The organism is Streptomyces sp. NPDC048436 (assembly GCF_043200355.1).
Classification (GTDB): Bacteria; Actinomycetota; Actinomycetes; order Streptomycetales; family Streptomycetaceae; genus Streptomyces.
Map to the genome: position 1 here is coordinate 81,861 of NZ_JBICXP010000012.1, position 14,152 is coordinate 96,012.

Annotated in this window: 13 protein-coding genes; 6 read left to right on the forward strand and 7 right to left on the reverse strand. The window is 69.2% G+C overall.

The window, feature by feature from the left end; all coding sequences use genetic code 11:
* The first annotated feature begins 87 nt into the window (after positions 1–87).
* Positions 88–930, forward strand: coding sequence for a helix-turn-helix domain-containing protein (locus ACGFX9_RS31790; RefSeq protein WP_393480746.1), 843 nt, complete (start codon positions 88–90; stop codon positions 928–930).
* Complete coding sequence (locus tag ACGFX9_RS31795) at positions 927–1,172, forward strand: DUF397 domain-containing protein (protein ID WP_393480750.1); 246 nt, start codon at positions 927–929, stop codon at positions 1,170–1,172. Before ACGFX9_RS31790 ends, ACGFX9_RS31795 begins: the two co-directional genes overlap by 4 nt.
* A 228-nt stretch (positions 1,173–1,400) precedes the next feature.
* On the opposite strand, the gene ACGFX9_RS31800 is transcribed toward ACGFX9_RS31795, so the two are convergent.
* The 3 genes from ACGFX9_RS31800 to ACGFX9_RS31810 form a co-directional block, all read right to left on the reverse strand.
* Positions 1,401–2,774 carry a class I SAM-dependent RNA methyltransferase gene (locus ACGFX9_RS31800; RefSeq protein ID WP_393480753.1) on the reverse strand — a complete coding sequence of 458 codons (1,374 nt, stop codon included), beginning with the start codon at positions 2,772–2,774 and terminating at the stop codon, positions 1,401–1,403.
* Positions 2,775–2,897: 123 nt separating this feature from the next.
* A complete protein-coding gene (locus ACGFX9_RS31805) occupies positions 2,898–4,958 on the reverse strand; it encodes an APC family permease (RefSeq protein ID WP_393480756.1) in 2,061 nt (686 codons plus the stop codon).
* A 61-nt stretch (positions 4,959–5,019) separates the two neighbouring features.
* On the reverse strand, positions 5,020–7,302 hold the full coding sequence (locus ACGFX9_RS31810) for an MMPL family transporter (protein ID WP_393480760.1): 2,283 nt from the start codon (positions 7,300–7,302) through the stop codon (positions 5,020–5,022).
* A gap of 161 nt (positions 7,303–7,463) precedes the next feature.
* Between ACGFX9_RS31810 and ACGFX9_RS31815 the strand changes: the two genes are divergently transcribed.
* From ACGFX9_RS31815 to ACGFX9_RS31830, 4 genes are all read left to right on the forward strand, one after another.
* Positions 7,464–7,796 (forward strand): ArsR/SmtB family transcription factor, encoded by a 333-nt coding sequence (locus ACGFX9_RS31815; RefSeq protein ID WP_393480765.1) that lies wholly within the window; start codon positions 7,464–7,466, stop codon positions 7,794–7,796.
* A complete protein-coding gene (locus ACGFX9_RS31820; RefSeq protein WP_393480770.1) occupies positions 7,796–8,035 on the forward strand; it encodes a hypothetical protein in 240 nt (79 codons plus the stop codon). Before ACGFX9_RS31815 ends, ACGFX9_RS31820 begins: the two co-directional genes overlap by 1 nt.
* 151 nt (positions 8,036–8,186) lie before the next feature.
* Positions 8,187–8,855, forward strand: a complete 669-nt coding sequence (locus ACGFX9_RS31825; RefSeq protein WP_393480774.1) for a potassium channel family protein — start codon at positions 8,187–8,189, stop codon at positions 8,853–8,855.
* Entirely contained in the window at positions 8,855–9,532 is a 678-nt protein-coding gene (locus tag ACGFX9_RS31830) for a potassium channel family protein (RefSeq protein WP_393480777.1), read from the forward strand. Before ACGFX9_RS31825 ends, ACGFX9_RS31830 begins: the two co-directional genes overlap by 1 nt.
* 72 nt (positions 9,533–9,604) lie before the next feature.
* Here the strand turns inward: ACGFX9_RS31830 and ACGFX9_RS31835 are convergent, their stop codons facing one another.
* From ACGFX9_RS31835 to ACGFX9_RS31850, 4 genes are all read right to left on the reverse strand, one after another.
* The gene (locus tag ACGFX9_RS31835) at positions 9,605–10,324 is read right to left on the reverse strand and encodes a DUF3159 domain-containing protein (RefSeq protein ID WP_393480781.1); all 720 of its coding nucleotides are present in this window, start codon (positions 10,322–10,324) and stop codon (positions 9,605–9,607) included.
* Positions 10,325–10,327: 3 nt separating this feature from the next.
* On the reverse strand, positions 10,328–10,726 hold the full coding sequence (locus ACGFX9_RS31840; RefSeq protein WP_393480784.1) for an OB-fold nucleic acid binding domain-containing protein: 399 nt from the start codon (positions 10,724–10,726) through the stop codon (positions 10,328–10,330).
* 89 nt (positions 10,727–10,815) lie between these two features.
* The gene (locus ACGFX9_RS31845; RefSeq protein WP_393481330.1) at positions 10,816–11,532 is read right to left on the reverse strand and encodes a response regulator; all 717 of its coding nucleotides are present in this window, start codon (positions 11,530–11,532) and stop codon (positions 10,816–10,818) included.
* Between the two features lie 44 nt (positions 11,533–11,576).
* On the reverse strand, positions 11,577–14,120 hold the full coding sequence (locus ACGFX9_RS31850) for an ATP-binding protein (RefSeq protein ID WP_393480787.1): 2,544 nt from the start codon (positions 14,118–14,120) through the stop codon (positions 11,577–11,579).
* Between the last annotated feature and the right edge of the window lie 32 nt (positions 14,121–14,152).

The window sequence follows — 14,152 nt, forward strand, 5'->3', positions numbered from 1 at the left end:
CGGAGGGTAGACAGGGGCGGCCACGGACCGTAACCATGACCGGGTCGGAAGTGGTTCGCGGGGCAGGCGTACGGGAGGGGTCCTCGCATGACGGACGGTACGGGCGGGTCGCCGGGCGGCAGCGAGCCGGAGGTGTCGGACAGCCTCAGGACATTCGGCGAGGTCCTCAAGGCCTTCCGCAAACGGGCAGGCCTCACGCAGGAGGAGTTCGCGGAACTGGTCCCGTACTCGGTCCAGACGGTCGCCAAGATCGAACAGGGCCGCCGCTTTCCGCAGCCGGATTTTGTGGAGCGGGCGGAGGAGGCGCTGGACGCGTTCGGGGCGCTGCGGGGCGCGGCGCGGCATCTGTCGCGGCAGCCGGGGCTTGCCAGTTGGTTCCGGCAGTGGGCGCGGCTGGAGGCGGAGGCGGTCACTCTTTGGACCTACGAATGCCGGGTCATTCCAGGTCTGTTGCAGACGGAGGCGTACGCAAGGGCGGTGACCGTCAGCGTGCCTCCAGTGAAGGATGACGAGCAGGTCGACCAGCAGGTGGTAGCCCGCCTGGAACGCCAGAAGCTCTTCGAGCGACGGCCGCCGATCACGTTCAGTTTCATCATCGAGCAGGCGCTGATCGAGCGTCGGACCGGCGGGCCAGAGGCGACGCGGGAGCTGCTCGGCCATCTGCTGGAGCGCGCGGGGCAGTTCAACGTGGAGTTGCAGGTCATGCCGCTGTTGCAGCCGGATCATGCGGGGTTCGACGGGCCATTGCGGGTGCTGGAGACCTCCGAGAACAGGTGGTACGGCTACGCCGAAGGGCAGCGCGGTGGCCTGCTGATCGCGGACCCCAAAGAGGTCAGCATCATGCTCCAGCGCTATGCGAGACTGCGTTCACAGGCCCTCACCCCCGAGGACTCCAAGGGCCTGTTGAAGCGGATGCGAGGAGCGCTATGAGCATGTCCGAACTGGCCTGGTTCAAGAGCAGCTACAGCGGCTCCGACGGCGACGACTGCGTCGAAGTAGCCCTCTCCTGGCACAAGTCCAGCTACAGCAGCGGCAGCCAAGGCGACTGCGTCGAGGTGGCCACATGCCCCGAGGCTGTGCATGTCCGGGATTCAAAGCTGCGGCAGAGCCCGCAGCTTGCCGTCACCGCTGAGACGTGGCAGAGCTTCGTCTCGTACGCGACCCAAGGCTGACGCTGCCGCACCCACGAGCGCCCCGCCGGACCAAGTTCCGGGCGGGGCGCTCCACTTACGCCTTGGCTTGTCAAGGACGCCCCTGCCCGTGGGACGTTCAGCGCTCCTTGAACCAGGCGAGCGCCCGCAACCGTGACAGTGGATGGTCGCGGGTACCGATGCCCATGGCTGATCAACGCCGGTCAGTTCGGCACCCCGCGCCAGCGGCGCACAGCACCCGAGCGCAGGTCAGTCGTCCTTCTTCACCGGCTCAAGAATCGCCACGCACTCCACATGATGCGTCATCGGAAACAGATCGAACGCCCGCAGAGACCGCACCCGGTACCCACCGTCCCGGAAGTACCCCAAGTCCCGTGCCAGCGCGGCCGGATCGCACGCCACGTACGCGATCCTCCGCGCCCCCAGCTTCGTCAGGTGCTTCACCGTCTGCTTTCCCGCGCCCGCGCGGGGCGGGTCGAGGACGATGAGGTCTACCTCCGTGATGCCGGTGCGCGGCAGGGTCGCCTCGACCTTGCCCTGTTCGATGCGGACGCGGTCGAAGGCGGCAAGGTTGTGGCGGGCGTCCTCCACCGCTCGCTTGCCGGACTCGATGCCGACGACCGCACCCTTGTCGCCCACGCGGTCGGCCAGCGCGCCCGCGAAGAGGCCGACGCCGCAGTAGAGGTCGAGGGCCGTGTCGCCCTTGCGGGGCGTGAGGCCCTGCATGACGGCGAGCATCAGGGTGTCCGCCGCCTTCGGGTGGACCTGCCAGAAGCCGCCGTTGCCGACGCGGTACGTGCGGTTGTCGGCGCGCTCGCGGACGAAGGGGCGGCCGTGGACGCGGTGGATGCCGCCGTCCTGTTCGGCGACCCGGAGGACTGAAACCGGCTTGTCCAGCTCCACCAGCGGGAGGCGGGCGCCCGGCTTCGGTTCCAGGATCACCTGGCGGTCCTGGGAGCCCGTGGCCGCGATCGCCTCGACCGACTCCATGCCGGACCAGTCGTGCTTCTCGATGCCCAGCTCGGAGACCCCGGGAGCGGCGATCATGCAGTGCTCGATCGGCTCGACCTCGTGCGAGCGGTGGCGGCGCAGACCCGCGTTGCCGTCGGGGTCGACCGCGTACTGCAAGCGCGTACGCCAGGCCGGGACCTCACCCGGGGGCAGCTTGTCGCCCTCGGCCGGGACGACCGTGCCGTCCCATCCGGCCTCCTCGGGGGTCAGCCCCGCCAGCCGCTGCAGCTGCTCGGTGATGACCTCGCCCTTGAGACGGCGCTGGGCTCCCGGCTTCGCGTGCTGCCAGTCGCAGCCGCCGCAGCGGCCGGGACCCGCGTAGGGGCAGGGGGCCTCGACCCGGTCCTTGGAGGGGTCGAGGACCGTCACCGCGTCCGCGCGCAGAAAGCGGGAGTCCTCGTCGCCGTCCGTCACGCGCGCGATGACCTTCTCGCCGGGGAGCGTGTGGCGGACGAACAGCACCCGGCCCTCTGCCGTGCGGGCGACGCAGTGGCCGCCGTGGGCCACGGGGCCGACCTCGACCTCGTACTCCTTGCCGACGAGCGAGTTCTCCTGCGAGAGCGAGTCCTCCTGCACGTTCCCCGCCTGCGAATTCTTCGGATCTGCCTGCATGGCGGGGTGACTCCACAACGTAAAAGGGGATCGGCCGAACGGGAACGGCCGGACTACAGCCCACCAGTCTACGTGGGTGTCGTCCGGCCGCTCACCAACCACAGGGAACGCACAGCGCGACCGTCAGGACTTGTTGCCCCTGCCGTTGCTCGTCTCCTTCGCGCGCTTCTCCACGGGGCCCCTGCGCACCGCACCCGGCGCGTTCCACTCCGAACGCTTGCGGGCGCGCTTCTTGGCGGCCTCGGAGGAGTCCAGCTGGTACGGGACCGAGGTCACCATCACGCCCGGCGTGAAGAGCAGGCGGCCCTTGAGCCTGAGCGCGCTCTGGTTGTGGAGCAGGTGCTCGTACCAGTGGCCCACCACGTACTCGGGGATGATCACGCTGATGACCTCGCGCGGGCTCTCCCGGCGCAGGTTCTTCACGTACTCGATGATCGGCCGGGTGATCTCGCGATAGGGCGAGTCGAGGATCTTCAGCGGCACCGTGATGCCGCGCCGCTCCCACTCGACCTTGAGCGCCTTGGTCTCCACCGGATCGACGTTGATGCTGAGCGCCTCAAGGGTGTCCGAGCGCATCAGCTTGGCATAGGCCAGGGCACGGAGCGTCGGCCGGTGGATCTTGGAGACCAGGACGATGGAGTGCACCCGGGAAGGGCGCACGCTGTCGTCGGACGGCGTCTCGGGGGCGGCGATCTCCTCGGCCACGCGGTCGTAGTGGCGGCGGATCGCCGTCATCGTCGCGTAGAAGATCACCATGCCGAGCAGCGCGACCCAGGCGCCGTGCGTGAACTTCGTGACGAGTACGACGATCAGGACGAGGCCCGTGAAGAAGGCGCCGAAGGTGTTGATCGCCCGCGAGCGGAGCATGTGGCGGCGCTTGGCCTGGTCCTTCTCGCTGCGCAGATGGCGGTTCCAGTGCCGGACCATGCCGATCTGGCTGAGCGTGAAGGAGACGAAGACGCCGACGATGTAGAGCTGGATGAGGCGGGTCGAGTCCGCGCCGTAGATGACGACGAGGAGGGCCGCGGCGCCCGCGAGCAGCACGATGCCGTTGGAGAAGGCGAGCCGGTCGCCGCGGGTGTGCAGCTGGCGGGGCAGGTAGCGGTCCTGGGCGAGGATGGAGCCGAGCAGCGGGAAGCCGTTGTACGCGGTGTTGGCCGCGAGGAACAGGACAAGCGCGGTGGCCGCGGCGAGCACGATGAACAGGAAGCTGCCGTTGCCGAAGACCGCCTCGGCGACCTGGGAGATGACCGGGTTCTGGACGTAGTCCACGCCGACCGGGACGCCGTTGTGGAACAGGTCCTTGCCCGGGTACTCGGCCATGCGGACCTTGGTCGTCATGGCAAGCGCGATGATGCCGCAGAACATGGTGACGGCCAGGGCGCCCATCAGGGCCAGGGTGCTCGCCGCGTTCTTGCTCTTGGGCTTGCGGAAGGCCGGGACGCCGTTGCTGATCGCCTCGACGCCGGTGAGGGCGGCACAGCCGGAGGAGAAGGCCCGTAGGAGGAGGAACACCAGCGCGAAGCCGGCGAGGCCCTGGTGCTCGGGTTTGATCTCGTAGTCCGCGGTGGGCGCCTTCATCGTCTCGTCGAGGACGATGCCCCGGAAGGCACCCCACGCGATCATGATGAAGACGCCGGCCACGAAGACGTACGTCGGGATGGCGAAGAGCTTGCCGGACTCCTTCACGCCGCGCAGGTTCATCAGCGTAAGGAGCACGATGACAGCGACGGCGCAGAGCACCTTGTGCTCGACGACGAACGGGACCGCCGAGCCGAGGTTCTCGATGCCGGAGGAGATCGACACCGCCACGGTCAGGACGTAGTCGACGAGCAGGGCGCTCGCCACGGTGAGTCCCGCCTTGGGGCCGAGGTTGGTGGTGGCGACTTCGTAGTCGCCGCCACCGCTCGGATAGGCGTGCACGTTCTGCCGGTACGACGCGACGACGGTGAACATCAGCACGACGACCGCGACAGCGATCCAGGGGCTGAAGTGGTACGCCGACACACCCGCGATCGAGAGGACTAGGAGCACTTCCCCCGGTGCGTAGGCCACGGAGGAGAGCGGGTCGGACGCGAACACGGGTAGAGCGATGCGCTTCGGCAGGAGAGTCTCTCCGAGCCGGTCGCTGCGCAGTGCGCGCCCGATGAGGATCCGTTTGGGCACGTCGGTCAGTTTGGACACGCAGAGGATCGTAAGCGTTCGAATGGGCGCCCGCCCACTCCCCACCCCCCAACTGCTCCAGTTATCCGTTCCGTGAGATCCCGCGCCCTGCGGAGTGACGGGAAAACGGACGCTCCTCGGCACTCACGGGCGCCGCGTGACGCGCCGTCTGCCGCGCCGTCCGCCGAGCCGCGACCTGCTCCTCCGCGCGGCGGATCGCACCCGAGGGCCACCAGGTGGCGCGCCCGAGGAGGAGCAGCGCCGCGGGCAGGATCATGACGCGGATCACGAACGCGTCGAGCAGTACGGCCGCCGCGAGGACGAAGCCCATCTGCTTCATCTCCAGGATGTGCAGCATCACGAAGCTCGCGAAGACGGTGACCATGACGATCGCGGCGCTGGTGACGACCTTGGCCGAGGAGCCGATGCCCTCGATGACCGCCTGCCGGGTGGGTACGCCGTTCAGCGCGGCCTCCCGGATCCGGCTGACCACGAAGACCTGATAGTCCATCGAGAGCCCGAAGAGGATCACGAAGAGGAAGAGCGGGACGCGCGAGGAGATGCCGCCGAGCGAGACGAAGGAGAGCAGGCCCTCGGCCCAGTCGCCCTGGAAGACGAGTACGAGCAGTCCGAGCGCGGAGGCGGCGGAGAGCAGGTTGAGGGCGGCGCTGAGCAGTCCGAGGACGACGGAGCGGAAGGCGTAGACCGTCATGGCGAAGGTCATCAGGAGCAGGAAGCCGAGCACGAGCGGCAGCTTCTGGTTCTGGTGCTCCACGTAGTCCATGCCGCGCGCCACCTCGCCGGTGACGGCCGTCTCGGCGCCGGGCAACTTGCCGACGGTGGCGCGGAGATGGCCGGCGCGCAGGTGGCGGAGCGAGTCCTCGGCCTTCTTGGAGTACGTGGGGTGTGAGGTGTTCAGCTCCAGGGTGGTGGTCCTCCGGTCCTCCGAGGAGCGGAGGACCGGAGCGCCTGAGGGGTGCGAGAAGAGCGGGTCAGCCTTCGCCTCGCGGTCAAGCGCCGTCAGGGCCTCCCGCACGTCGCCGGCCTGCGAGGCCTCGGCCCGCACCACGACCAGATGCCGGACGCGCAACTCCGGGAAGTCCTTGAGCAGCCTGTCGTACCCCTGCATCGCCTCGATGTCGCGCGAGAAGCTGTCCCGTGCCGGGTTCTTGAGGTTCATGTTCAGCGCGGGCAGCGCGAGCCCCAGCATGGCGAGGACCGCGAGGCACAGGGTGAGCGCGGGGCGCTTGCGGGCGGGCGTGAGCAGGGCGTTCCAGGCGCGCCCCGGCTTCTTCTCGCCGTACGGGCGTACGGACTTGCCCCGCGCCAGGCGCCCCGCCGCCCGCCGTTCGGCCCGGCGTCCGAGCTTGACCAGGAGGGCGGGCAGCACCGTCACCGAGCTGACCATGGCCACGGCGACGACCAGGATGGTGCCGGTCGCGAGCGAGTCGAAGATGACGTCACGGGCCAGGAAGAGCGCGGTGGTGGAGACGATCACGGCGAGTCCCGAGACCACGATCGCGCGGCCCGCCGTCGCGGCGGCGGCCTCGACGAGCGCCTCGGAGGTGAGGCGGCCGCCCGCCCGGGCCCTCTCCTCGCGTTCGCGCTTGAGGTAGAAGAGCGTGTAGTCGACGCCGACGGCCATGCCGATGAGCAGGATCATGCTCATGCCCACGCCGGTGTCGGGCAGCAGGTGCGAGGCCAGCATCGCCAGGCCCATGGTCGCCATGATCGAGGTGACGGCGAGCAGCAGCGGTACGCCGACCATGACCACCGAGCCGAAGACCACGGCCAGCGTGATCAGCGTGACGGGCAGCGTGATCGCCTCGGAGAACTGCAGGTCCTTGTCGCGCTGGTCGTCGACGCCCTTACTCACGGAGGCGTCGCCGGTCTCCTCGATCACCAGACCCGGATGGGCCTTCGCGGCCTGTTCGGTCTGGGCCTGGAGCGGCGGCACGTTCTCCTGGTCGTCCTGTTCGGAGCCGTTCAGCTCCACCTGGACCCGCAGGACGCGCCCGTCGGCGGAGCGCACCGGGGTCGCGACCGATGCGACCTCCGGCAGCGCCTTCATCCGGGCGGTGACGTCCTTGACCGCGGCATCGGCCGCCGCCTTGTCCAGCGGGCCCGAAGCGGCCCGGATCAGCACGTGTTCCGTGGACCGCGGCTGGACGCCGCCCTCCGTCGCCAGGGCCTCGGCCCTTCCCGCCTCGCCGACGCGGAAGTCCTCAGCGGTCGCACTGTTCATCCCCGCGGCGATCCCGCCGCCGAGGCACAGCACCACGAACAGCAGCCAGCCGGTGATCGCCCGCCATGGATTCAGCGCGCTCCATCTCGCCACGCGCACCGTCACGGTTCTCTTACTCATGCCAACCCCACCCCTTCGCCCTTCATGTGTAAGTGGAGACTGACAGGTGAAGGAACGAGCCGTCAACTGTCATTCAAGGGCGCGAGGAAGCGGATTGACAGTGGAACCCGTCATGCGTAAGCCTTGGCTGACAGGTTTCGGGACCAGCACGAAGGCGGGCCATGGACAGCGAGGAGCTACTCGCCTTTCTCGCGGCCGTCGGCCACGCGCAGCGCCTCCGGATCATCACGGAGCTCGCCTCCGGCCAGCTGTACGTCAGCGAACTGGCCCGGCGCCTCGGGGTCTCCCGCCCCCTGCTCTACATGCATCTCGAACGTATGGAGAAGGCAGGTCTCGTCGTCGGCCGCCTGGAACTCTCCGACGACGGCAAGGCGCTCAAGTACTTCGAACTGACGCCGTTCGACGTGCGGTTGAACGTGGATACGATCGTCGCGGCCGTCCGGCAGGGCCAGACGGGTGATGACGGACAGCACTCAGCAAAGGGGACGTCCTAGTGGACGACGTGATCATTCCGGTTGCCTTCTTCCTGATACTCGCCGGCGCGGTCGTGTCGGTCGCCTACTTCCAGTCGCAGCGGAATCGCGAGCGCGACCGCCAGTGGGCCGAGGCGATGGAGCAGTACCGCGAGGTCGTCGAACGCGCCAGGTCCGAGCAGGAGGCGGCGCGGCTGCAGATCGTCGAGCTCGGCTACCGGCTCAAGTCCGTCGAGGGGCTCCTGCGCAGCGTGGACTGAGTCCGCGCCGAGACCGCGCCGAGTCCGCCAGGACCGGCAGGTGCACGGGGGTGCCCTCCACGGACCGCGCGTGTGTAGCTTGGGCGTCGGTCTGAGACGCTTTTACCGTTCAGCCTGAGCAAAAAGTATTGACACAGCCGGAAGGACGGGCGTGCACATCGTCATCATGGGCTGCGGGAGAGTCGGATCGGCTCTCGCGCAAACCCTGGAACAACAGGGGCACACGGTCGCCGTGATCGACCAGGACCCCACCGCCTTCCGCCGTCTGGGCTCCGGCTTCGGCGGCCGTCGCGTCACCGGCATCGGCTTCGACCAGGACACCCTGCGCGAAGCCGGCATCGAGGAAGCGGGGGCCTTCGCCGCGGTCAGCAGTGGCGACAACTCGAACATCATCGCCGCCCGCGTGGCCCGCGAGATGTTCGGCATCGAGAACGTCGCGGCCCGCATCTACGACCCGCGCCGAGCCGAGGTCTACCAGCGCCTGGGCATCCCCACCGTCGCCACGGTCCGCTGGACCGCCGACCAGATGCTGCGCAGGCTGCTGCCTTCCGGCGCCGAGCCGCTGTGGCGCGACCCCACCGGCGGTGTGCAGCTCGCCGAGGTGCACACGTCCTCGTCCTGGATCGGCCACAAGATCAGCGAGCTCCAGGAGGAGACCGGCGTCCGCGTCGCCTTCCTCACCCGGCTGGGCGAGGCGGTCCTGCCGACCTCCCAGACGGTGCTCCAGGAGGGCGACCTGGTGCACGTGATGATGCGCACCGACGAGGTCGAGAAGGTCGAAGCGGCGTTCGCCGAAGGCCCCGAGGAAGGCGGTCAGTGATGAGGGTCGCCATTGCCGGAGCCGGCGCGGTGGGTCGTTCCATCGCCGGTGAGCTCCTGGAGAACGGGCACGAGATTCTGCTCATCGACAAGGCGCCGACGGCCATCTCGGTCGAGCGCGTCCCGCAGGCGGAGTGGCTCCTCGCCGACGCCTGCGAGATCACCTCGCTCGACGAGGCGGCGCTCCAGCGCTGCAACGTGGTGATCGCCGCGACCGGCGACGACAAGGTCAACCTCGTCGTCTCGCTGCTCGCGAAGACGGAGTACGGCGTCCCGCGGGTCGTCGCCCGCGTGAACAACCCCAAGAACGAATGGCTCTTCAACGAGTCCTGGGGCGTCGACGTCGCCGTCTCGACCCCGCGCCTGATGTCCGCGCTCGTCGAGGAGGCGGTGAGCGTCGGCGATCTCGTCCGGCTGCTTCGCTTCAGCCACGGCGACGCGAACCTCGTCGAGCTGACGCTGCCGCCCGAGTCGGCGCTCGCGGGCACGCAGGTCAGCGATGTGGAGTGGCCCGAGGACACCTCGCTGGTCACGATCATCCGCGGCACGCGCGTTCTCGCGCCGACCCCGGACGACTCGCTGGAGGCCGGCGACGAACTCCTCTTCGTGGCCGCGCAGGCGCGCGAGGAGCAGCTGGAGGACCTGCTGTCGGTACGCAGGGAAGGCGCGACGAGCTAGTCGCCGCGCTCGCTTGTACGCAGATAGGGGCGCCCGGAGTCTTCCGGGCGCCCCTATCTGTTCCAGCTGCGGCTAGACCTCGCGCTTGGCGGCGGCCTTGCGCTCGTCCTCCGCTTCCATCTCGGCGAAGACGTCGATCGGCGGCGGCGCCTTCGCGAGGAAGACCCAGGTCAGCCAGACGGCGAGCAGGAACGGCGGGATCTTCAGGGCGATCAGGACCCAGCCGAACTGGGTCGTGTCCGCCCACCAGTAGAGCGGGAAGAGGACCGCGCACTTGGCGAGCAGGATCAGGCCCCAGGCCCAACTGGCCTTCGCGTACGCCTTCTTGCGTCCTGGGTTGCGGGTGCGCCAGGAGAGGTTCTCCTTGAAGACCGGGCCGAGGATCAGGCCGATCAGGGGGGCGCCCGCGAGGGTCGTGATGATGTACGCGAGGGCGAGGCCCAGAGTGTAGAGCATGCCCGGGAGGTAGAAGTCCTTGGCGTTGCCCGTCATCATCGCGAAGACCACGCCGAAGGCGACGCCGAAAACGCCGCTGAAGGCGTGCTTGACGGTGTCCTTCATGACCAGGCGGACCACCACGAGCACCAGAGACACCGCGAGGGCCGCGATGGCCGACATGTGCAGGTCCTTGTTGAGCGTGAAGATCGTCACGAAGAGGAGGCCCGGGACAACGGTCTCCACCATGCCCCGCACGCCGCCGAAGGCCTCGAAGAGCGCGGCCTCGGTCACGGCCCTGGAATCGGCTTCCTGATCCGTGGTTCCCTGGTCCGTCGGCTTGTCGAGGGACGTCACCGGCTACTCCCGTCCGAGGGGTCTGAGTTCGTATTTCGGGTTGAAGAGCACCCGGCGGCCGCGGCTCAACGAGATCCGGCCGGACGCGATCAGCTTGCGCCCCGGTTCTATCCCCACTATGGAGCGCCTGCCGAGCCACACCACGTCCAGCGCCGCGGAGCCGTCGAACAGCTCCGCCTCCAGGGCGGGGACGCCGGCGCGTGGTCGCAGGGTGACCGTGCGCAAGGTACCAGTAACCGTGACTATCTGGCGGTCGTGGCAGTCTCCGATGCGGGTGCACCCCGCCGTTTCCGCGTCTTCGCGCAGCTCCTCCGACTCCAGATCCTCCTGGGAGGAGGACAGCCGGTCGAGCATGCGCCGGAAGCGGCCTGCCGGCTTCTCTGAACCAGGAACAGCACTCATACAAGAAGCGTACCGGGGGTCACCGACAGCGCCGCAATGGGTGCGCTCATCTGTGCTTATGCCCGCTCAGCCACCCCGCGACTCTTTACTCATCGCTCGAACCTGTAACCCATCCCCGGCTCGGTGATGAAGTGCCGCGGATGCGCCGGATCCGCCTCCAGCTTGCGGCGCAGCTGCGCCATGTAGACGCGCAGGTAGTTCGTCTCCGTGCCGTACGAAGGGCCCCACACCTCCTGGAGCAGCTGCTTCTGGCTGACCAGGCGTCCGGTGTTGCGGACCAGAACTTCCAGCAGATGCCATTCGGTGGGTGTCAGGCGTACGTCACGTCCGGCGCGGTTGACCTTCTTCGCGGCCAGGTCGACCGTGAAGTCCTCCGTGTCCACCATCACGTCGTCCTCGCCCGCCCCGATGGGCTCCGCCCTGCGGATGGAGGCGCGCAGCCGGGCCAGGAGCTCGTCCATGCCGAAGGGCTTGGTGACGTAGTCGTCGGCGCCCGCGTCGAGCGCCTCGACCTTCTCGTCCGAGCTGTGCCGCGCCGAGAGCACCAGGATCGGCACGCGCGTCCAGCCGCGCAGGCCCCTGATGACCTCGACCCCGTCCATGTCGGGCAGACCGAGGTCGAGCACGATCACGTCGGGGTGGCGGGCGGCGGCGAGCTGGAGCGCGGTGGCTCCGTCCGGGGCGGCGTCCACGTCGTACTTGCGTGCCTTGAGGTTGATCACGAGGGCGCGGACGATCTGCGGCTCGTCGTCGACCACGAGCACCCTCGTGGGGGTCCGGGGGTCTCCCCCGGGAGAGTGCGGCATGCGTGCCTGCCTTTCGGGCTCGTGGATCTTGTCGATGGTGGCGGTCATGAGGTCATGTGGGCGGAGAGGTCCGGCAGGGCCGCAGGTCCGCCCGCCGCCGCCCGCAGGGTGAGGACCATGGTGAGGCCGCCGCCCGGGGTGTCCTCGGCTTCGAGCGTGCCGCCCATGGCCTCGACGAAACCGCGGGCGACCGCGAGGCCCAGACCGACGCCGGCGCCGCGCGGAGCGTCACCGTAGCGCTGAAAGGGCTCGAAGATGCGGTCCTTGGCTCCGTCCGGGACGCCGGGGCCGCGGTCCACGACGCGCAGTTCGACGCGGTCGCCTAGCGTGCTCGCGGCCACCAGGACGGGTTCGGCGTCGAGGCTGTACTTGACCGCGTTCTCGACGATGTTGGCGACCGCGCGCTCCAGGAGGCCCTTGTCGACGGAGACCATGGGCAGCGTCTCGGGGATGTCGAGCTCCGCGCTGCCGTCGGGGACACCGCCGAGCGCCATCGGGACGACCTCGTCGAGGTCGATCGCGCGGATCAGCGGGGTGACGGTACCGGTCTGCAGGCGTGACATGTCCAGGAGGTTGCCGACCAGGTGGTCCAGGCGGTCGGCGCCGTCCTCGATGCCCTTGAGGAGCTCGGCCTGGTCCTCCTCGGACCAGGACACGTCGTCGGAGCGCAGCGAGGAGACAGCGGCCTTGATGCCCGCGAGGGGCGTACGCAGGTCATGGCTGACGGCGGCGAGCAGCGCCGTGCGGATGCGGTTGCCCTCGGCGAGGGTGCGGGCCTGGTCAGCCTCGGACTTCAGGCGCTGGCGGTCAAGGACGACGGCGGCCTGCGCGGCGAACGCGGCGAGCACGCGCCGGTCCGCGGCGGGCAGGACACGGCCGGACAGGGCGAGCGCCATGTGGTCGCCGACCGGCATGTCGACGTCCGCGTCCTCGGGGCGGCCGAGCGGCCGGGGGCCCACGCTGCCCGCGCAGGTCCAGGGCGCGACATCGCTCTCCCGTTCGAGGAGGGCCACGGACTCCATGGCGAAGGTCTCGCGCACCCGCTCCAGGAGAGCGTCAAGACTCGTCTCACCGCGCAACACGCTGCCCGCAAGGAACGAGAGTATTTCCGACTCCGCGCGCAGCCGGGCCGCCTGATGCGTACGGCGGGCGGCGAGGTCCACGACGGAGGCGACGGAGATCGCGACGCTGACGAAGACGATGATGGCGACGATGTTCTTGGAGTCGGAGATCGTCCACAGGTGCAGCGGCGGCGTGAAGTAGTAGTTCAGGAGCAGCGAACCGAACGCGGCCGATGCGAGGGCCGGAAGGAGCCCGCCGAGGAGTGCCGCGGCGACCGTCAGTGTCAGGAAGAGCAGCATGTCGTTGGCGAGGCCGAGCTGTGCGTCGACATGGGTGAGCAGCAGCGTGAGGAGCGCTGGGCCGCCGACCCCGACCAGCCAGCCCCAGATGATCCGGGACCGCCCAAGGCGTGCCCCGCGCGCGACGGGCAGGCCGCGCCCCTTGGCGACCTCGCCGTGCGTGACGATGTGGACGTCCAGGTCGGGACCCGATTCGCGGGCCACGGTCGCCCCGACGCCGGGCCCGAAGATGTACTGCCAGGCCTTGCGGCGCGAGGAGCCGAGAACGATCTGGGTGGCGTTGACACCGCGGGCGAAGTCCAGCAGCGCGGCCGGTATGTCGTCGCCTATGACGTGGTGGAAGGTGCCGCCCAGGTCCTCGACGAGGGTGCGCTGCACCGCGAGTTCCTTGGGCGAGGCCGCGGTCAGGCCGTCACTGCGGGCGATGTAGACGGCGAGGATCTCGCTGCCGGAGCCCTTGGCGGCCATCCGCGACGCACGGCGGATCAGCGTGCGGCCTTCGGGGCCGCCGGTGAGGCCGACGACGATGCGCTCGCGGGCCTGCCAGGTGGAGCGGATGCCGTGCTCGCCGCGGTACTGCTGGAGGTATTCGTCGACCCGGTCGGCGACCCAGAGCAGCGCGAGCTCGCGCAGGGCGGTGAGGTTGCCGGGCCGGAAGTAGTTGGACAGGGCCGCGTCGACCTTGTCGGACTTGTAGATGTTGCCGTGTGCCATCCGGCGGCGCAGCGCCTGTGGCGACATGTCGACCAGCTCGATCTGGTCGGCCCTGCGCACCACCTCGTCCGGCAGCGTCTCGCGCTGGCGTACGCCGGTGATCGACTCGACGACGTCGCCGAGCGACTCCAGGTGCTGGATGTTCACGGTCGACACGACGTCGATGCCCGCGGAGAGGAGCTCCTCGACGTCCTGCCAACGCTTGGCGTTGCGCGAGCCGGGGACGTTGGTGTGCGCCAGCTCGTCCACGAGGGCGACGGCGGGCGCCCGTTCCAGTACGGCGTCCACGTCCATCTCGGTGAAGAGGGTGCCGCGGTACTCCAGGTCCTTGCGGGGCACCTGCTCCAGGCCGTGCAGCATCACCTCGGTGCGCTGCCTGTCGTGGTGCTCCACGAAGGCGACGACGCAGTCGGTGCCGCGCTCGATGCGGCGGTGCGCCTCGGAGAGCATGGCGTACGTCTTGCCGACGCCCGGTGCCGAACCGAGGTATATCCGAAGCTTGCCGCGTGCCATGGCCCCATTGTCTTCCCGAAACTGCTCTGTAC

Bases quoted from the DNA above. Each gene is read 5' to 3' on its own strand.
- ACGFX9_RS31790 (WP_393480746.1), top strand. From the start codon at position 88: ATGACGGACGGTACGGGCGGGTCGCCGGGCGGCAGCGAGCCGGAGGTG.
- ACGFX9_RS31795 (WP_393480750.1), top strand. From the start codon at position 927: ATGAGCATGTCCGAACTGGCCTGGTTCAAGAGCAGCTACAGCGGCTCC.
- ACGFX9_RS31800 (WP_393480753.1), bottom strand. From the start codon at position 2,774: ATGCAGGCAGATCCGAAGAATTCGCAGGCGGGGAACGTGCAGGAGGAC.
- ACGFX9_RS31810 (WP_393480760.1), bottom strand. From the start codon at position 7,302: ATGAGTAAGAGAACCGTGACGGTGCGCGTGGCGAGATGGAGCGCGCTG.
- ACGFX9_RS31815 (WP_393480765.1), top strand. From the start codon at position 7,464: ATGGACAGCGAGGAGCTACTCGCCTTTCTCGCGGCCGTCGGCCACGCG.
- ACGFX9_RS31830 (WP_393480777.1), top strand. From the start codon at position 8,855: ATGAGGGTCGCCATTGCCGGAGCCGGCGCGGTGGGTCGTTCCATCGCC.
- ACGFX9_RS31840 (WP_393480784.1), bottom strand. From the start codon at position 10,726: ATGAGTGCTGTTCCTGGTTCAGAGAAGCCGGCAGGCCGCTTCCGGCGC.
- ACGFX9_RS31845 (WP_393481330.1), bottom strand. From the start codon at position 11,532: ATGCCGCACTCTCCCGGGGGAGACCCCCGGACCCCCACGAGGGTGCTC.
- ACGFX9_RS31850 (WP_393480787.1), bottom strand. From the start codon at position 14,120: ATGGCACGCGGCAAGCTTCGGATATACCTCGGTTCGGCACCGGGCGTC.